The sequence below is a fragment of the Streptomyces sp. NPDC004658 genome (genome assembly GCF_040609555.1).
Classification (GTDB): domain Bacteria; phylum Actinomycetota; class Actinomycetes; order Streptomycetales; family Streptomycetaceae; genus Streptomyces.
Genome location: NZ_JBEXKG010000084.1, coordinates 16,097 through 34,336 on the forward strand (window position 1 = coordinate 16,097; position 18,240 = coordinate 34,336).

Annotated in this window: 16 protein-coding genes and 1 pseudogene; 4 read left to right on the forward strand and 13 right to left on the reverse strand. The window is 73.0% G+C overall.

Going from position 1 to position 18,240, the window contains the following annotated elements:
* Nucleotides 1-72 precede the first annotated feature (72 nt).
* The 7 genes from argF to ABZV94_RS25490 all read right to left on the reverse strand — a co-directional run bounded on the left by argF (nucleotide 73) and on the right by ABZV94_RS25490 (nucleotide 10,243).
* Nucleotides 73-1,095 carry an ornithine carbamoyltransferase gene (gene argF / locus ABZV94_RS25460; protein WP_356344046.1) on the reverse strand — a complete coding sequence of 341 codons (1,023 nt, stop codon included), beginning with the start codon at nucleotides 1,093-1,095 and terminating at the stop codon, nucleotides 73-75.
* A gap of 73 nt (nucleotides 1,096-1,168) precedes the next feature.
* A complete protein-coding gene (locus ABZV94_RS25465; RefSeq protein WP_356344047.1) occupies nucleotides 1,169-2,392 on the reverse strand; it encodes an arginine deiminase in 1,224 nt (407 codons plus the stop codon).
* A gap of 159 nt (nucleotides 2,393-2,551) precedes the next feature.
* Complete coding sequence (locus ABZV94_RS25470; protein WP_356344049.1) at nucleotides 2,552-3,106, reverse strand: DUF5825 family protein; 555 nt, start codon at nucleotides 3,104-3,106, stop codon at nucleotides 2,552-2,554.
* Complete coding sequence (locus ABZV94_RS25475; protein WP_356344051.1) at nucleotides 3,103-4,950, reverse strand: RiPP maturation radical SAM C-methyltransferase; 1,848 nt, start codon at nucleotides 4,948-4,950, stop codon at nucleotides 3,103-3,105. Before ABZV94_RS25475 ends, ABZV94_RS25470 begins: the two co-directional genes overlap by 4 nt.
* Nucleotides 4,951-5,189: 239 nt before the next feature.
* Nucleotides 5,190-7,733 (reverse strand): polynucleotide kinase-phosphatase, encoded by a 2,544-nt coding sequence (locus ABZV94_RS25480; RefSeq protein WP_356344053.1) that lies wholly within the window; start codon nucleotides 7,731-7,733, stop codon nucleotides 5,190-5,192.
* Entirely contained in the window at nucleotides 7,730-9,202 is a 1,473-nt protein-coding gene (locus ABZV94_RS25485) for a 3' terminal RNA ribose 2'-O-methyltransferase Hen1 (RefSeq protein WP_356344055.1), read from the reverse strand. Before ABZV94_RS25485 ends, ABZV94_RS25480 begins: the two co-directional genes overlap by 4 nt.
* A 96-nt stretch (nucleotides 9,203-9,298) precedes the next feature.
* Nucleotides 9,299-10,243 (reverse strand): hypothetical protein, encoded by a 945-nt coding sequence (locus ABZV94_RS25490; protein WP_356344057.1) that lies wholly within the window; start codon nucleotides 10,241-10,243, stop codon nucleotides 9,299-9,301.
* A 184-nt stretch (nucleotides 10,244-10,427) separates the two neighbouring features.
* Here ABZV94_RS25490 and ABZV94_RS25495 point away from each other — a divergent pair, with 184 nt between their 5' ends.
* Together ABZV94_RS25495 and ABZV94_RS25500 are read left to right on the forward strand one after the other, a co-directional pair.
* A complete protein-coding gene (locus ABZV94_RS25495; protein ID WP_356344059.1) occupies nucleotides 10,428-11,378 on the forward strand; it encodes a serine hydrolase in 951 nt (316 codons plus the stop codon).
* A 146-nt stretch (nucleotides 11,379-11,524) separates the two neighbouring features.
* Nucleotides 11,525-12,175, forward strand: a complete 651-nt coding sequence (locus ABZV94_RS25500) for a hypothetical protein (RefSeq protein WP_356344061.1) — start codon at nucleotides 11,525-11,527, stop codon at nucleotides 12,173-12,175.
* Here the strand turns inward: ABZV94_RS25500 and ABZV94_RS25505 are convergent.
* Both ABZV94_RS25505 and ABZV94_RS25510 read right to left on the reverse strand, forming a co-directional pair.
* A complete protein-coding gene (locus tag ABZV94_RS25505; RefSeq protein ID WP_356344062.1) occupies nucleotides 12,135-12,662 on the reverse strand; it encodes a hypothetical protein in 528 nt (175 codons plus the stop codon). The two genes, ABZV94_RS25500 and ABZV94_RS25505, sit on opposite strands and share 41 nt — an antisense overlap.
* Before the next feature lie 208 nt (nucleotides 12,663-12,870).
* Entirely contained in the window at nucleotides 12,871-13,794 is a 924-nt protein-coding gene (locus ABZV94_RS25510) for an LLM class F420-dependent oxidoreductase (RefSeq protein WP_356344064.1), read from the reverse strand.
* Between the two features lie 236 nt (nucleotides 13,795-14,030).
* Between ABZV94_RS25510 and ABZV94_RS25515 the strand changes: the two genes are divergently transcribed.
* Nucleotides 14,031-14,195 carry a hypothetical protein gene (locus ABZV94_RS25515; protein ID WP_356344066.1) on the forward strand — a complete coding sequence of 55 codons (165 nt, stop codon included), beginning with the start codon at nucleotides 14,031-14,033 and terminating at the stop codon, nucleotides 14,193-14,195.
* A 328-nt stretch (nucleotides 14,196-14,523) separates the two neighbouring features.
* On the opposite strand, the gene ABZV94_RS25520 is transcribed toward ABZV94_RS25515, so the two are convergent.
* From ABZV94_RS25520 to ABZV94_RS25535, 4 genes are all read right to left on the reverse strand, one after another.
* Nucleotides 14,524-15,009: a DUF6099 family protein gene (locus ABZV94_RS25520; RefSeq protein WP_356344068.1), complete on the reverse strand. Its 486-nt coding sequence runs from the start codon at nucleotides 15,007-15,009 to the stop codon at nucleotides 14,524-14,526.
* Nucleotides 15,010-15,176: 167 nt separating this feature from the next.
* Nucleotides 15,177-15,536, reverse strand: coding sequence for a nucleotide pyrophosphohydrolase (locus ABZV94_RS25525; protein WP_356344071.1), 360 nt, complete (start codon nucleotides 15,534-15,536; stop codon nucleotides 15,177-15,179).
* The gene (locus ABZV94_RS25530) at nucleotides 15,533-16,726 is read right to left on the reverse strand and encodes an ATP-binding protein (RefSeq protein WP_356344073.1); all 1,194 of its coding nucleotides are present in this window, start codon (nucleotides 16,724-16,726) and stop codon (nucleotides 15,533-15,535) included. The genes ABZV94_RS25525 and ABZV94_RS25530 overlap by 4 nt, the downstream gene beginning before the upstream one ends.
* Nucleotides 16,727-16,871: 145 nt before the next feature.
* A complete protein-coding gene (locus ABZV94_RS25535; protein ID WP_132783268.1) occupies nucleotides 16,872-17,261 on the reverse strand; it encodes a cell division protein SepF in 390 nt (129 codons plus the stop codon).
* Between the two features lie 276 nt (nucleotides 17,262-17,537).
* Here ABZV94_RS25535 and ABZV94_RS25540 point away from each other — a divergent pair.
* Nucleotides 17,538-18,240: pseudogene (locus ABZV94_RS25540) on the forward strand (hypothetical protein); the annotation flags it as partial.

Genomic DNA, 18,240 nt, shown 5'->3' on the forward strand with positions numbered 1-18,240 from the left:
AGGGGCGCGGCGGCGGCTTCCGGAAAGGGGTGGTTCGGGGCCGCCGGTCAGGATAAGGGCTGGTGAGGCGGGTCAGGCAAGGGTTTCCCGGCCGAGTGTGGCCACCAGCACCGCCTTGATGGTGTGCAGGCGGTTCTCGGCCTCGTCGAACACGATCGAGTGGGCGGACTCGAAGACCTCGTCCGTCACCTCCAGCGACGTCAGGCCGTGGGTCTCGTGGATCCACTGCCCCACGGTGGTGCCGAGGTCGTGGAAGGCCGGCAGGCAGTGCAGGAACTTCACGTCCGGGTTGCCGGTGGCGTGCAGCACGTCCATGGTCACGGCGTAGGGGGCGAGGGCCGTGATCCGCTCGTCCCACACCTCCTTGGGTTCGCCCATGGAGACCCAGACGTCGGTGGCGACGAAGTCCGCGCCCCGGACGCCGTCGGCGATGTCCTCGGTGAGGGTGACGCGGGCGCCGCTGGCCTCGGCGAGCGCGCGGGCGCGGTCGACGACGTCCTGGGCGGGCCAGTAGGACTTCGGGGCGACGATCCGCACGTCCATGCCGAGCAGGGCGCCGGTGACCAGGTAGGAGTTGCCCATGTTGAAGCGGGCGTCGCCGAGGTAGGCGAAGGCGATCTTCCGCAGCGGCTTGGCGCTGTGCTCGGTCATGGTGAGCACGTCGGCGAGCATCTGGGTGGGGTGCCAGTCGTCGGTGAGGCCGTTGTAGACGGGCACCCCGGCGTACACGGCCAGTTCCTCGATCTTGGCCTGGCTGTCGCCCCGGTACTCGATGCCGTCGAACATCCGGCCCAGCACGCGCGCGGTGTCCTTGACCGACTCCTTGTGGCCGATCTGCGAGCCCGAGGGGTCCAGATAGGTCGTGCGGGCGCCCTGGTCGGCGGCGGCGACCTCGAACGCGCAGCGGGTGCGCGTCGAGGTCTTCTCGAAGATCAGCGCGATGTTCCTGCCCCGCAGGTACGGAGTCTCGGTCCCGGCCTTCTTGGCGGCCTTCAGCTCGGCGGCCAGCTCGACCAGACCGCGGAACTCCTCCTCGGTGAAGTCCAGCTCCTTGAGGAAGTGGCGGCCGGCGAGGGCGGTCGGGACTGTCGCCATGGGGGGCGCTCCAGGGGTACGACTACAGGGGACTTCTGGAAGTCTATACGACCCTTCACATTTCTATGCGATCTCATACGGGGTCCCGCTCCACGGGACAGCTCATGCACCGGGGGCCGCCCCGGCCCCGCCCCAGCTCGCTGCCCGGGATCTCGATCACCTCGATGCCCTGCTTGCGCAGGTGCGTGTTGGTGGTGGAGTTCCGCTCGTAGGCGACGACGACACCGGGTTCGACGGCGAGGACGTTGCAGCCGTCGTCCCACTGCTCGCGTTCGGCGGCGTGCACGTCCTGCGTGGCGGTCAGCACCCGGATCTCGCCGAGGCCCAGCGCGGCGGCGATCGCGCGGTGCATGTGCTCCGGCGGATGGTCGGTGACCTTCAGCTCGCGTTCCCCCACGCCCGGTTCGATGGTGTACGAGCGGAGCATGCCGAGGCACGCGTACTGGGTGAAGGTGTCGCCGTCGACCATGGTCATCACCGTGTCGAGATGCATGAACGCGCGCCGCTTGGGCATGTCGAGCGCGACGATCGTGCGCGCGGAGCCGGCCGCGAACAGCTTGTGCGCCAGCATCTCCACGGCCTGCGGGGTGGTGCGCTCGCTCATGCCGATCAGGACCGCCCCGTCGCCGATCACCAGGACGTCACCGCCCTCGATGGTGGAGGGGTAGTCCGCCTGCCCCCGGGACCACACGTGGAACGTTTCGTCACGGAACAGCGGATGGTGCCGGTAGATCGCCTCGAAGTGGACGGTCTCCCGCTGCCGGGCCGGCCAGCGCATGGCGTTGATGGAGACGCCGTCGTAGATCCACGCCGAGGTGTCGCGGGTGAAGAGGTGGTTGGGCAGCGGGCGCAGCAGGAAGTCGTCCAGCTCCATGACGTGGAAGCGGACCGAGGCCGGTTCCGCGTGCCCGGCCAGGAACTCGCGCTTGGTCATGCCGCCGACCAGCGCCTCGGCCAGCTCGCCCGGGGTCATCCGGTCGAAGGCGGCGCGCAGGTGGTCGGTGGCGAGGGGGCCGTACTCCTTCTCGTCGAAGACCCGGTCCAGGACGAGCGCGCGGGCCTCGGGGAGCGCCAGGGTCTCGGCGAGCAGGTCCCCGAAGAGGTGGACCTCGACCCCGCGGTCGCGCAGGACGTCGGCGAAGCCGTCGTGCTCGGCGCGCGCCCGGCGCACCCAGAGCACGTCGTCGAAGAGCAGGGCGTCCTTGTTGCTGGGGGTGAGCCTTTTGAGCTCCAGATCCGGCCGGTGCAGGATGACGCGGCGCAGCCGCCCGGCCTCGGAGTCGACATGGAATCCCATGCCTCCATCCTGACCACCGGCGCACCGCTTCACCCGCCCCTCGCCGGTTTCCGCGCATGCCGGTTTGCGCGTGGGCCGGTTTCCGCGCGGGTGCCGGCGAGCGGCTCCCGATGCGTTCCGGAAGCGGACGGTGACCGTCGGCCAGGCCCGCCGTCCTGTTCAGATCGCGGTGCAGGGCACCGGCCACCGACGGACGCGCGGGGGCAGGGTCACCGCCCAGCCACCGCCCGTCAGGACCAGCCGCTCGGCGACGAGCAGCGCCAGCGCCTCCCGCTCGGCGGCGTCCAGCGCGGCGACGGGTGTGGGCTCCAGCAGCCGGAGGAACGTGGCGTGCAGCGCGGGGTGGTCCAGGGTCAGGCGGACGGCCGTGCCCCGCTCCCTGCGGTCGAGGACGGTGACGAAGTCCGGGCCGCGCCGGTGGTAGAGCGCTCCGTAGGCATGGCCGGCCCGCCAGGACGCCAACTCGCCCGGCTCGCCGGGCAGTTCGTCCGGCGGCGGAAGGTGGCGCAGCAGGCGGAGGTCGTACGACGGTGTGCCCGTCGCCCGCCAGCTCACGCTGAGGCCCAGGCCCTGGCACTCGCGCAGGAACCGGACGGCCTCCGCCGTCGCACGGCCCGAGCCGCCGAGGTCCAGGGGCTCGGCGGCTTCGACCCGGCGCCCGGTGCGCCGGTGCGGCACGGAGCCGGGCGGCCCGCTCACCGTGTCCCCGCTCATCCGGCCCCCTCGGGAAGCCGGACCGGGGCGCCCCAGGTCGGCAGGGAGACGTACGTGGCGCCGTCGCGGAACAGCAGGCCCAGACCGAACGCGTGGTCGACCCACGCGTCCAGGGCCCGCGCCGGCACCTCCAGGCCGTCGGCCGTCAGCTGGCGGTGCAGCGCCGGGACGGTCCGGCCGTCCTCCAGCCGGCGCAGCGCCGCGGCCCGCCAGCCGGTGAAGCGGTGGGTGGCGGGCGGGCGGCCGTACCGGCGGTCGTGCACCAGCAGCTCCGCGCCGTCCTGTGCGAACAGCAGGCGGGAGTCCTGGTGCCCGGCCCGCCAGGCGGCCACCGCCTCCTTCAACCGCGCCTCGACCGGGCCCCCGATGCCCGCCGGCTCGGTGTCGAACAGGTAGACGAGGTCGGCCAGCTCGTCCTCGGGCAGGTCGTAGACGTGCTGGTACATCGCGGCCGGGCGGCGCTTGCCGAAGCCGAGGCCGGGGTCGGTGAAGTGCGGGCTGAACCGCTCCAGCTGGATGCGGTGGGCGCCGCTCGGCGGCTGGAGGTGGACCAGCGCGGGCAGTTGGTCGATGACGGGGGTGTAGTCGTCGGCGGTCTCGCCGGGGAAGCCGTACAGCAGGTTCCAGGAGCAGGTCAGGGCGTGGTTCTCGCACTCGCGCAGGGTGCGGACGTTGCGGGCGCCGGTGACGCCCTTGTCCATGAGGTCCAGGACACGGCTGCCCAGGCTCTCGATGCCGGGCTGGATGTGCACCGTGCCGGAGGCGCCGAGGAGCCCGAGCTGGGCGGGGGTGAGGTTCGACTTCACCTCGTAGTGCAGCCGCAGGTCCCAGCCGCTCTCGGCCACCCGGGGCAGGAAGTCGCGGAAGTAGGCCATGTCGATGATGTTGTCGACGGTGACCACGTCGAGGAGGCGGTGGCGGCGCACCAGCCGGCCGATCTCCGCCCACAGCCGCTCCCCCGGCTTGGCGCGGAAGGCCATGGCCGTGCCGTTCAGCCCGCAGAAGGTGCAGTGGTGCTTCTCGCCCCACCAGCAGCCCCGGGCTCCCTCCACGACGAGCTTCGGGTGGATGTGCTCCCGCACCGGGGAGACGTCCAGGGCGGCCTGCCACTGGTCGTAGTCGGGTGAGGGTATGTCGGCCGGGGCCACGGTCCGCCGGGATTCCGTGTTGGCCCGGGATACCGCACCGTCCCACCAGCACAGTCCGGGGACGTCCGCCGGGGCGGTGCCCGCGTCCAGGTGGTGCAGGAGGGCCGGTAAGGCGTACTCGGCCTCGCCGCGGACCACGTGGTCGACGAAGGGGTGGTTGCGGTGCAGGGCGTGGCCCATCGGGCCGTCGCAGTTGCTGCCGCCGAGGACGACCGTCAACTCGGGCCGCCGGCGCTTGAGTTCACGGGCCAGGGCGAGCGACGGCACGTTCTGCATGAAGGTGGTGGTGAACCCGACCACGTCCGGCCCGGCCGCCAGCACCTCGGTGGCGCAGGCGTCGATGAAGCCGGCCGCGTACGGGCGCATCGCCAGGGCCGTGTCGATGAAGAGGTCCCGGCCGGCCGCGTACTCCTTCAGCCGGGCCTCGCCCCAGCGGGGGTCGTCGTACAGCACGCCGGAGAAGACCCAGTCGCCGAGGCCGTGGAAGACGGCGTCGCTGCCGACCTCGACGTAGTCGCCCGGGCGGAGCCGGCCGCCGGAGCGCTCCAGCAGGAACTCCGCCCAGCGCAGCGAGCCGTGGAACTGGGTCACCTCGTCGCCGGGGCGGGCCCGCCGCACGATCTCCTGGAGCAGGCCCAGTTGCAGCGAGGGCAGGTCGAGCGGGTGCCACGGCATCGTGACCAGGTGGACGCGCATGCTCAGCGGGTCGGCCGCTTCTCCAGGATCGCCGGCCGGCGGGTGGTGCTCCGCTGGTCCTCGCGGACCACGATCTTCTTGATCTCCACGTTCGCCACTCCCCTCACGGCATGCCAACGCCCTTGCGCCGCACGGCCGTCCACCATATGGACAAACGTGTGTGCGGCACAAGGGCGTCCTGTGACCGGCGCGTGGGGACGGCGTGCGCGGGCTCCGCGAGGAGCGTGTGCCCGGGGTGCCTACAGCCTCGGGTCCACCGGCTCCGACTCCAGCGCCAGCACGCCGAACACCGCCTCGTGCACCCGCCACAGCGGCTCCCCGTCGGCGAGCCGGTCCAGGGCCTCCAGGCCGAGGGCGTACTCGCGCAGGGCGAGGGACCGCTTGTGGTTCAGGAACCGCTGCCGCAGCCGGGCCAGGTTGTCGGGCCGGGTGTACTCGGGACCGTAGATGATCCGCAGGTACTCCCGTCCGCGGCACTTGACGCCGGGCTGCACCAGCCGTCCCTCCGGGGTGCGCACCAGCGCGCCGACCGGCTTGACGACCATGCCCTCGCCGCCCCGGCCGGTCATCTCCAGCCACCAGTCGACGCCGGCGCGGACCGACTCCGGGTCGCCGGTGTCGACGTACAGCCGCCGGGTCGTCCGCAGCAGCCCGGTGCCGTCGTGCTCCACCAGCCGGTCGATCAGGGCCAGCTGCTCGTCGTGCGGGAGCGCGGCGAGGCTGCGGCCCTGGACGGCCAGCAGCTGGAAGGGGGCCAGCCGGACCCCGTCCAGGCCCTCGGTGGTCCAGCAGTAGCGGCGGTAGGCGGCGGTGAACGCCGCCGCGTCGGCGGCGCGTTCCCGCTGCCGGGTGAGCAGGCCGCCCACGTCGGCACCCCGCGCCGCCGCGGCCTCCAGGGCGGCGAGCGCGCCCGGGAACACCGCGCCGGACGCGGCGCCGACGGCCGCGTACTGGCCCCGCAGCAGCCCCGTGGCCTTCAGCGACCACGGCATCAGCTCGGCGTCCAGCAGCAGCCAGTCGGTGCCCAGTTCGTCCCACAGGCCGGCGTCCCCGATCGCCGAGCGCAGCCGGCCGAGGATCTCCTCGGTCACCTCCGCGTCGTCGAAGAACGGCCGTCCGGTACGGGTGTAGAGCGACCCCGTGGGGCCTTCCGCACCGAACCGCCTGCGGGCCGTCTCCGCGTCCCGGCAGACCAGGGCCACGGCCCGCGAGCCCATGTGCTTCTCCTCGCACACCACCCGCGCGACCCCGTCCCGCGCGTACTGCGCGAAGGCCTCCTCGGGGTGCTCCAGGTAGCCGTCGGCCTGCGAGGTGGCCGTCGGTGCCATGGTGGGCGGCAGGTACGGCAGCAGCCGCGGGTCGGTCGCGAAGCGGCTCATGACCTCGAGGGCCGCCGCCGCGTTCTCCTCGCGGACGGCCACCCTGCCCGCGTGCCGGGTCTCCACGGTCCGGCGGCCGTGCACGTCCGCCAGGTCCAGCGGCCGGCCGTCCTGCCCGCCGGGCGCCTCGGTGCGCAGCGGCCTCGCCGGCTCGTACCAGACCCGCTCGGCCGGTACGTCGACCAGCTCCCGCTCCGGCCAGCGCAGCGCGGTCAGCTTGCCGCCGAAGACGGCGCCGGTGTCCAGGCAGATGGTGTTGTTGAGCCAGGTCGCCTCGGGTACGGGTGTGTGGCCGTACACCACCGCGGCCCGGCCCCGGTAGTCCTCCGCCCACGGGTAGCGCACCGGCAGCCCGAACTCGTCGGTCTCGCCGGTGGTGTCCCCGTACAGGGCGTGGGAGCGGACCCGGCCGGAGGTGCGGCCGTGGTACCTCTCCGGCAGGCCGGCGTGGCAGACCACGAGCCGGCCGCCGTCCAGGACGTAGTGGCTGACCAGTCCGTCGATGAACTCGCGCACCTCGGCCCGGAACTCCTCGCTCTCGCCTTCCATCTGCGCGATGGTCTCGGCGAGCCCGTGGGTGGGCTGGACCCTGCGGCCCCTGAGGTGGCGGCCGAACTTGTTCTCGTGGTTGCCGGGGACGCACAGGGCGTTGCCCGACTTCACCATGGACATCACCCGGCGCAGCACGCCGGGGCTGTCCGGGCCGCGGTCGACCAGGTCGCCGACGAAGACGGCGGTACGGCCCTCGGGGTGCGCCCCGTCCGCGTACCCCAGCTTGGCCAGCAGCGCCTCCAGTTCCGCGGAGCAGCCGTGGATGTCGCCGATGATGTCGAAGGGGCCGGTGAGGTGGGTCAGGTCGTTGTAGCGCCTCTCGGTGACGACGATGGCGTTCTCCACCTCCTCCGCCCCGCGCAGCACGTGCACCCTGCGGAAGCCCTCGCGCTCCAGGTGGCGCAGCGAGCGGCGCAGTTCGCGGATGTGCCGCTGGATGACCCGGCGGGGCATGTCGGCGCGGTCGGTGCGGGCCGCGTTGCGCGCGGCGCACACCTCCTCCGGCACGTCCAGCACGATGGCGATGGGCAGCACGTCGTACCGCCTGGCCAGGTCGATGAGTTGACGCCGGGCGTCCTGCTGCACGCTGGTGGCGTCGACGACGGTGCGGCGGCCGGCGGCCAGCCGCTTGCCGGCGATGTAGTGCAGGACGTCGAAGGCGTCCCGGCTCGCGCTCTGGTCGTTCTCGTCGTCGGCGACCAGACCGCGGCAGAAGTCGGAGGAGATCACCTCGGTCGGCTTGAAGTGCCGGCGGGCGAACGTGGACTTGCCGGAGCCGGAGGCGCCGACGAGGACGACGAGGGAGAGGTCGGTGACGGGGAGTTCCCGTCCCGCCTCGCGGGTGTCGGTCATGCGGCCTTCGCCTCCTTCTCGGTGTCGCCGCGGTGGAACACGGCCATCTGGGTGGGCGGCCCCACCTCGGGGTCGTCCGGGCCGACGGGAACGAACTCGACGTCGTAGCCGTGGCGTCCGGCCACGGTCGCCGCCCAGGCGCGGAACTCCTCGCGGGTCCACTCGAAGCGGTGGTCGCCGTGCCGGACGTGTCCGGCGGGCAGGCTCTCCCAGCGGACGTTGTACTCGACGTTCGGGGTGGTCACGACGACCGTGCGCGGGCGGGCGTGCCCGAACACGGAGTACTCCAGGGCGGGCAGCCGGGGCAGGTCGAGGTGTTCGATCACCTCGCTGAGCACGGCGGCGTCGTACCCCTTGAGCCGGTTGTCGGTGTAGGCGAGGGAGCCCTGGACGAGCCTGACGCGGGCCGCCTGCCGCTCCCCCATCCGGTCGAGCCCGAGCCGCCGCGCCGCGATGGTCAGGGCCCGCACGGACACGTCGACACCGACGATCTCGGTGAACCGGGCGTCCTTCAGCAGCGCCTGCACCAACTGGCCCTGCCCGCAGCCGAGGTCGAGGACGCGCGCGGCACCCTTCGCGTGCAGCGCGGTGAGGATCGCCGCCCGGCGCTGCTCGGCGAGCGGGGTCGGCCTCTCCTGCGCCTCGGTCTCCTCGGCGACGGCGTTGTCGATGTCCTCGACCTCGCTGTCGTCGGCCTCGGCCAGCCGCACCAGTTCCAGCCGCTCGCGCGCCTGCCGGGTCAGCGACCAGCGCCGGGACAGGTACCGGGTGGTGATCAGCTGCTGCTCCGGATGCCCGGCCAGCCAGCCCTCACCGGCGCGCAGCAGCTTGTCGACCTCGTCGGCGGAGACCCAGTAGTGCTTGGCGTCGTCCAGCACCGGCAGCAGGACGTACAGGTGGCGCAGCGCCTCGGCGAGGGTCAGCCGCTCCGACTCCAGCACGAGCCGGACGTACCGGGAGTCGCCCCACTCCGGGAACGCGGTGTCGAGCGGGACGGGGTCGGCGGTGACGAGCCAGCCGAGCGGTTCGAAGAGCCGTCGTACGAGGTCGGCTCCGCCGCGGGCGGGCAGCGCCGGGACCTCGACGCGCAGCGGCAGCGGGGCCGCCGCCCGCTCCGGGCGGGCGTTGCACACACCGCGCAGGGCGCTGGAGAAGACGGTGCTCAGCGCGACGGCGAGGAGCGAGGAGGCGGCGTAGGGGCGGTCGTTGACGTACTGCGCGAGGGCCGCGTCGGGGGCGCCGCCGCGGCCCTTGCCCTTGCCCTTGCCGCGGCGGACCAGTGCGAGCGTGTCGGTCTCCAGCAGCAGGGCGGCCGTGCAGCGCTCGGCGTCCGCCTCGGGGTAGAAGACGTGCGCCGTGCCGTACGACGTGGAGAACGCCTGCGCCCTGTCGGGGTGCTTGTGCAGCAGGTACCCCAGATCGGTGGCCGGGTTCCCGGCCGTACCCGTGGTGGAGATCGTCACGAACATGCTGTCGAGTCTCCCTGGCCGGAACGCCGCCGACCACCGGTTTTCCGTGCTGCGGCCGGCCCGTGACGGACCGGCCGCGGTGCGCGGGATCCCCGCTCAGGAAGCGGCGTCGACGATCTCCCGGGCCTTCGCCATGGCCCGCCGGTCGTCGGCGCGCCGGTCGTCCAGCGCCTTCTTGTTCTCGGTGATGGCCTTCTTCTGCGCGCGGCTCTCGACGGCGTGCACCGCCTGGATGTACCCGGTGTCGAGCTTGCAGCGGGCGTCCGCGGCGGCGGTCTTCTTCTCCTTGGCCGACGGCTTGTCACCGCGGTACCAGTCGGAGTCGGTGGACGCCTGGTCCGGGTCGCTGTAGCGGAAACCCTCGTCCTTCATGCACGCCGACCACGCGCGGTCGGCCTTCTTCCAGGCCGGGTCCTTCCGCGCTTCCTTGTGCGCCGTGTACCAGTACTGCGCGGGGAGCGAGTAGTAGCCGCTCAGCCGCACGCCGCCGATCTTCGTGGGCTTGGGCTCGGGGCCGTAGATCCTCGTGAGCGCCTCTCCCATGCACCCCTTCTTCGGGATGGGGTTGCCGTGCGCCCGGTGGCTCTGGCCCCGCTCGAAGGTGCCGGTGAGAGCCGCGTACTGGTCGGACGGCCACTCCATGGACTGGGTGTCGGACTCGTCCCGCCGCGCGTTGTGGTAGCCGTGCTCGGCCGCCAGGTCGGGGTCGTCCACGCCGTAGGGGCTGGCGTCGCCGACCATGCTGCCGCTGCCCGTGAGGGTGCCCTGCCGCACCGGGTAGGTCGACTCGACGGTCCTGATGTCGAGCGTCCTGAAACCGCTGAACCCGAGCCGGACCATGCACTTCCTGGCGAGGATCCACTGTGCCGTGCCGACGGCCTTGCCGTCCCGGGAGGTCGCGTCCGGTATGTAGGCGTTCAGCGGGAACGACTTCATGGAGTTGAGGCGGCGGGCCTCGTCGCCGGGGTCGTCGTCGCCGACGAACTGACACGCCGACACGGCGAGCAGACCGGTGAGGGCGAGGGGGAGGAGTTTGCGCACCGGCTCATCCGATCAGCCGGAGATCATGTGCGCTGTGGCGGAGCCCACAGTTCCGCCGCAAGGTGTGGGCTGTTGGACTGTTGTGAACTCCGCGTGTCCATCATGTGATCTCCGTTACGGCTCCGTGGGCCCGAACCTGATGGAGTGAGCCCCCGTCAACTGACCACTGACAGAAGGGGGAACCATGACCAACGGCCAGGGAACCCGGGTACGCGGGAGAGCCGCCGTCGCCGTGGCGGCCGGAGCCGTCCTCGGGGCGGGCGTCCTCGCGACCGCTCCCGCCCAGGCGGCCACGGCGCCGACCGCGGCCTTTGCCCAGCGATCCGCCGCCGCGGCACCGCAGGTGTCGGCCCAGGGCGCGTACGCCATGAACCCGGCGACGGGCAGGCAGCTCTTCGGCAAGGCGCCGGACGGACGGCTGCGGACCGGCTCCACGACGAAGATCATGACGGCGCTCGTGGTGCTGTCGCAGCGGAACGTGAACCTCGACAAGAAGGTCAAGATCAAGAGGGAGTACACCGACTACGTCATCGACCCGGTGACGCATGTCCAGCGGTACTCCAGCGCGAACCTGATCCTCGGCGACTCCATGAAGGTCCGCGACCTGCTGTACGGCCTGCTGCTCCCCTCGGGCTGCGACGCGGCCTACGCACTCGCGGACACCTACGGCACGGGCTCGACGACGGCCCGGCGGACCACGTCGTTCATCGGCAAGATGAACGCCAAGGCGCGCGAACTCGGCCTGAAGAACACCCACTTCGACTCCTTCGACGGGGTGTCCAACGGGAAGAACTACTCCTCGCCGCGCGACCTGGCCAAGCTGGCCGGGGTCGCGCTGAAGGACAAGACGTTCAAGAAGGTCGTCGGCACCAAGGTCTACGACGACATGCAGTCGTACCGGCCCGGCGGCGGGACGCACGCCATGAAGCCGTGGAGCAACTCCAACAAGCTCCTCACCTCCTACCGCGGCGCGTTCGGCGTGAAGACCGGGTCCGGCCCGGAGGCGAAGTTCTGCCTGGTGTTCGCGGCCACGCGTGGTTCGAAGACGGTCGTGGGCACGATTCTCGCGGACACGTCGGCGGACCAGCGCTTCAAGGACGCGGCGAAGATCCTGGACTACGGCTTCACCCGCTGAGCCGGCCCGGGGGACGCGTGCGTCCCCCGGGCACCCGAGTCGGGCCGGTCCGCCGGGCCGACGCGGGTGCCCGCGCAACCCTTCCCGCACGGGGGCCCTCTCACCGAAGGGACAGACCGGGCAGGGACCTTGAGGGGGAACGCACCGTGCTCCTGACCGACTTCAGGGGCGGGCGGCGGACGTGGACGCCGGCCGCGCTGGGACTGCTCGCGCTGCTCGTGGTGTCCTGCGACACCGGCGCGCATCGGCCGCCGTCCGCCGTACGCCCGACCGCACCGGCCCAGGTCGCGGCCTACGACGCCGGCTGGCGGACCGGGAAGGGGATCCACGACTCCGGCGGCAAGGGCGCGGCGATCCGCGAGGTGGTGTGGGGCGGCTGTGTGCGCCGGTCGCTCACGGCCCGGCCGCGCAAGGTCGTGGACCGGGACCGCGGCGCCTGGGTGCTCGGCTGCCGGCAGGGGGTCTCCGGCGCCCCGCGCCGGCACCCCGACCGCCCCCTGACCCGGCGGGAGGCCGACCCGCGTCTGCTCGCCGACTTCCGCGCCTGGGCCGCACGGCACGGGGCGAAGGACTCCGCGGCCAGGGCGACCCGGGTCGTCCTGGTCCACCTCGGCGACCGCGACTACGACGTCGAACTCACCGGCGCCTACGACCGCGGCGACCGCGCGGCGGACGCGGCGGACCTGGCCGACACGTTCGCCGCCTGGTGGGACGGCGACGACGGGGCCGCCGGCACCGCCTGGAACCTGCTCCTCCTCACACGGGACGGCGAGCGTCTGCTGACCCGGGACCTGTGACCGGCCCGCCGGGCCCGGGCCGGCGCTCGCCGACCGCTTGGGCGAGGATGCCGAGGGTCACGGCGGCGAGGCCGAGGCCGGCGACGCCCGTGTTGACCCAGAAGTAGCCGGGGCTGCTCGGACGGGTGCTGCCGTCGGCCAGGACGCAGTCGAAGCGGAGCGGCACCCAGGAGGCCTGCTGACCGACGAGCACACCGGGCGGGAAGTCGTCGCGGCACTCGTGGGCCGGCGTGGAGTCCGCGCCGGAGGAGGACTCGTGGACGGAGAGCGCGACCGCTCCCGCGCCCAGGAAATAGAGGACGACCGCGGCCCAGCCGGCCATCCACGCCGACCAGCGCACCAGGTCGAACCGCCAGTCCGGGCGCCTGCCGGGCAGCGCCACGGACAGCACCTTGACGATGACGGCGATCACCCAGGCGGGGACCGAGAGAACGGCCGGGAAGAGCAGGAAGCCGAAGAGGATGCCGAGGGCGGAGTCGTCGTCCATCGGGTGATCCCAGCAGGGCCGCTCCCTCCGGACCGTGACGGAAGCCACAGCTCCGGTCACAGCCTCGTCACAGGGCGGGGTGCGGGTCCCGGGCGCCGCGGGGCGGGACCTTCGCTGGTCCGCGCCCTTGGGCGGGGAGCCCCGGGCGAGGTCCCGGGGCTCGTGGGGCCGGGCCCCGGGACGGGAGCGGGGGCCGGGTCGCCGGGTGTTACGACAGCTGGGCCTGGACCTGGCTGGAGATCAGCTCCAGGTGGTCCAGATCGCCGAGGTCCAGCACCTGGAGGTAGATCCGCCGGGAACCGATCTCCGCGTACCGGCCGATCTTGTCGACGACCTCGGCCGGGGAACCGGCCAGCCCGTTGGCCTTCAGCTCCTCCACCTCACGGCCGATCGCGGCGGCACGCCGGGCCACCTCCTGGTCGTTCCTGCCGACGCAGACGACGAGCGCGTTGGAGTACGTCAGGTCGTCCGCGTCACGGCCCGCCTCCACCGCGGCGGCCCGCACCCGGCCGAACTGCCGCTCGCTGTCCTCCACCGAGGCGAACGGGATGTTGAACTCGTCGGCGTACCGGGCGGCGAGCCGCGGGGTCCGGGTCGCGCCGTGGCCGCCGATGAGCACCGGGACCTTCTTCTGGGCGGGCTTGGGCAGCGCCGGGGAGTCGGTGAGGTCGTAGTACGTGCCGTGGAAGTCGAAGGTCTTGCCGACCTCGGTCGCCCACAGACCGGTGACGATCGCGAGCTGTTCCTCCAGCCGCGCGAACTTCTCCTTCGGGAAGGGGATGCCGTAGGCCTTGTGCTCCTCCTCGAACCAGCCCGCGCCGAGGCCGAGTTCGACCCGGCCACCGGACATCTGGTCGACCTGGGCGACCTGGATGGCGAGCACGCCGGGCAGACGGAAGGTGCCGGCGGTCATCAGCGTGCCGAGGCGGATGCGCTTGGTCTCGCGGGCCAGGCCGGCCAGGGTGATCCAGGCGTCCGTGGGGCCGGGCAAACCGTCCACGCTGCCCATGCGGAGGTAGTGGTCGGAGCGGAAGAAGGCGTCGAAGCCCAGGTCCTCGGTGGCCTTGGCGACGGCGAGCAGGGTGTCGTAGGTGGCCCCTTGCTGGGGCTCGGTGAAGATTCGAAGGTCCATACATCTATCCTGCACGGCGCCGCCCTCGTCAACCGCGCCGGTACCGTCCGGCACGGCCGTCCCCGGTCGGGTGAAATTCGCCCACCCCGCGCGCGGGCCCCGCGCCGGGCCAGTGACCGGCCCCGGCGATGATCGTTGGGCCGTCGGAGCCGGACCGTCCGGCGCCCGCGCCGGACGGTGGCTTCCGTCGCGCGTCACCGCGCCGGCCTGCCGGGCCGGGGGCCGAGGAGGCCGTCATGTCCGAAGAGTCCGTTCCCCAGCAGGGAGGCCCCGCCGGCCGGCCCAAGGGGTTGCTGGAGCAGATGGAGGAGCTGATGGCGGCACTGAACGCGGACCTGTCGGCGCTGGCGGACCTTCAGGCCGGGGGGTCCGCGCCGGGCACGGCCGACGAGACGGAATGAAACGGACGGCTCGGCGATACGCGGGGACGGTCGCCGGGGCCGACGCGAAGACCGGCACACGGAACGGCGGTCCCGGTAGGCCCCCGGACGGGCACGGCTGAAGCCCACGAGCGAACCGAGCCGGAGACACCTCGCCGCGAGCCGGGGCGGAGCCGCCTGCTCCACGAACCGAGCCGAAGCCCTCCCCGCCGCGAACCGAGCCGGAGCCGTCCCCGCCGCGAACCGAGCCGAGCGGCCGGCGTTCCGCCGCAGGCCGCGCCGAGCGGGCGGTCCCGGCACAGCCCTGGATGAACCGCCCCCTGTCACGCCCCCTGCGCCGGGGCCCCGCTCACACGCCCGACGGGCTGTCCTGGATGTCCCCGGGCAGTACCTCCTCGCGGGCCGCCAGCTTGCGCAGCATCTCCAGGACGCGGTCGCGGGACTCGTCGGCCGCGTCGATGGCCTCCATGCACTGCCAGTACGTCGTCTCGTCGGCGGCGGCGCTGGCCATGCCGACCAGGGCTATGCCGACCTCACCGAGCAGACCGTCGAGGCAGAGCAGGGTCTCCCGGGCGTCGTCCAGCTGGGTGAGCTGGGCGGCGCGCAGGTCGCCGGGGTCGAGTTCGGGCGGGTCCAGGACTCCGCAGCCCCGGCCCGCCAACTCCGTCAGCCCCAGTGCCTCGCCGCGCAGTTCCGGCGGGCCGGACACCGCGAGGCGGCTCCCGATCGCCTGGGCCAGGGCCTGCGCCTGCCAGACCTCCGCCATCATCTCCGCCGCGTCGGCGCCGCCCGCCAGCGCTCGCCTGCTCGTGAGAATGAGCCGTACCGCATCCATACGGTGCCCCCGTCCCTCCGCCGCGCCGCCTCGCACAGCTGCCCGAACTCCCGTGCTCACTACCCAGCGTGAGGGACCATGGGGCGAAAAGCCAGAGGAAGACCGAAATCTGTGGACAACAATTCGGATTCGACCGGCGATTTGACTCCGTAGAGTAATAGCGGAAGTCAATCTTCCGTTCGCTGGTCCCCGGAACCGGGGAGCGGGAAGCGGCGCTCGTTGCGGTCGATCTTCGCGGCCAGCGCGTCCAGCGGATCGATGCCGAGCACGTCGCAGAGCTGGAGCAGATACGCCAGGACGTCGGCCACCTCGTCCGTGACGCGGTGGGCCGTGCCGGGCTCGTCCATCACCCGGGCGGACTCCTCGGGCGTCAGCCACTGGAAGATCTCCACCAGTTCGGACGCCTCCACCGAGAGGGCGGCGACGAGGTTCTTGGGCGTGTGGTAGGGCTGCCAGTTCCGCGCGGCGGCGAACTCGGCCAGCCTGCGCTGGAGTCGGGCCAGGCCGGGATCGGGGTGTTCGGTCACGGGTTCAGGTGTACCACCGTGACACCGGGGGTCCTGCCGGCCCACGAGGCATCGCTCACCGCGGCCACACAGCGGATGTGCCCGCGCTCGCCCATCAGCGCCGCCATCCGCAGCAGCTCCCGGCGCTGGCACGGATCCAGGTCGCGGTCGAAGCCGTCGGCGAGGACGGTGAGGGTGCGCAGGGCGTCGGGCACCTCGCCCGGGGTGTCCACGTCGAGGACGCCCGGCCCGGTCAGCAGTACCAGCGTCAGCGCGAGATAGCGCAGTTCGCCGTCGCCGAGCCGGGCGATCTCGGTGCGGAAGCCGTCGCCGCGGTCGAGCAGCGCCCGTACCGTGCCGTCGGCCAGCGGCTCGGCGACCAGGTCGGCCACCGGCCCGGCGCAGCCCGCGTGCAGCGCCTCGACCAGCCGGCCGTGCCGCCGACCGCACTCCGCGCGCGTGCGCCACAGCACGTCGGCGAGGTTGCCGCAGCCGCGCAGCAGCCGGCCCGTGCCGGTGGGGACGGGGGCGCGCATGTGCTCGGGGCGCGGATCGCACGGGAAGACGGAGCGCAGGGCGACGACCATCTGCTCGGCCGCGGCGAGCACATGGCGCTGGCCGTCCGTCTTGCCGGCCACGCGCAGCGGCAGCAGGGCGGTGCCGAGGCGGTCGTCGGGGAGCGGGGCGCGGGTGACCGGGGCGGAACCCGCGGTGTGCCAGGCGGCCTGGACGGTCCGGCGTCCGGGGTCGCGCAGGGCGGTCTCCAGCAGGACGACTCCGCGCGCGGTCAGCCGCTCCCCCACGATCCGCAGGTACGGTTCGGCCTGGACGGCGAGGTCGAGCCGGACCGGGCCCTCGGCTCCGTCGGCCGTGCAGCCGATCCGGAAGCCCCGCCGCCCCTCGGCGTCGGGGCGGGCCCGCTCCGGCACGCACGCGGCCGGGTCGGGGAACGCCTCCCCGAGCGGGGCGCCGCCGCCGAGCCGCGCCAGCGCCTCGTACGCCGCGAGCGCGGTGGTCTTGCCGGACCCGCTGGGTCCCGCGAACACGGTGACCGGGCCGAGCGGGAACCCCGCCCGCCGGTGGCCCGCGAAGGCCGACAGCCGCAGTTCGGTGATCCGGGAGCGGATGTCGAGGGGCGGACGGGACGGCACGGGGACGGCGGCGGACGCGTCGGCCGCCGGCGGCTCAGCGGACACGGAGGGCACGGCCATATGCGGACCGTAGGCCTCCGCCCGTACGCCGAACCGTTTCACTGCCGGGGCGTTCCTACGATCGGGGGACCCGACGGCGGCGGGCGTACCGCGCACCGCCGCGACCGTGCCGTCAGCGCGCCGCGCACGGCCGGTGGGGCGGGGCTCAGCCGCCCGAGATCGCCGCGCCCTCCATCAGTCCGCTGACCTCCGTCCCGGGCGGGGTGAGAAGGAAGACGTTCCGGTCCACCCGGTGCATGCCGCTGCCCAGGCCGAAGACGACGCCCGTGCTGAAGTCGAGGACGCGCTTGGCGACGTCGCCCTCCGCGCCCGACAGGTCGAGCAGCACCGGAGCCCCGGCCATGAGGGTCTCGGCGACTTCCCGGGCGTCCGCGAAGACGTTGACGCGCAGGACCACGAACCGGCGCCGGGTCTCGGTCTCGGCGTCGGGCAGCGAGCGGTGGTCCACCGCGGACGGCCAGGCGTCCCGGCCCCGCAGCGGCACGACCTGGGCGAGCCCTTCCCACTGTTCATCGGTGACGTCGTAACGGCTCACCGGCTCCCCCTGACCTGACTCGCGCTCAATCCCTGCACCAGCCAATTCTTACGCCAAGTCACCCGTTCGGCCCAACAACGACACGGTGCGCGACCGGACCGGCCGTATCTCGCGTGTCACACTCCACGTCAGATGTATGGATACGTCCGCTTCTTACCGGGCTCATACCCGACTCTTCATCCGCCGCCGTGCCCCGCTCACCCCTTCCCGCTAGCGTCGCGTGCCGTGCACTTGGCAGAGACACAGCAGGTGACACCCGGCCGGCGGACATCGTCGGTGGTGTCCGCCGTTCCGGGGGCCCGCGCGGCGGCACCGGACGGCCCCGCGCAGTGGCACCGCGTGCTGACGCTCCTCGCCGACGTGAGCCTGTTCATCGGCACGCGCTCGGTGTGGACCCAGGCGGCCACGCACCAGCTGGTCCTCGCGGGGGTCATCTCGGTCTGCTACGCCTCGATCCTGGTGAGCGGCGTGCTCGCCCTCACCGTCCGCCGGACGCGCTCGCTGGCCCGCCTGGACCTGGTGGTGCTGGTGACCGCGGTCATCCTCGCGCTGTGCGCCTGGGCGCTGAACCACGGCGGTGGTGACGAGGCGCTCCTCACCACGCAGGCCGCGCGGGAAATCGCCGCCGGGCACCCGGTGTACGAGCAGCCCTGGCCCTGGCTGTTCCACGCCAAGGGCGTCGCGCTGACGCCGACCATGGACGGCGGGTACGACTTCACCTACGGCTATCCCCCGCTGACCCCGCTGCTCACCGCGCCCCTGCTCTGGCTGGGCCACGGCGGAGCCCCGGCGACGGCGGCGGCGACGCTCGCGCTGATCGTCGGCGCGGTGGTGCTGTGGCGGCTGCTGCCGGCGCCCTGGCGCCCGGCCGCGACGATGGCCTGCCTCGGCTTCGGCTTCCTGCCGATGTACGCCCGCCAGGGCTACCCCGCGATCGTCGCCCTGGCCCTGCTGCTGCCGGTGGCGGTGCGCTGGCCCC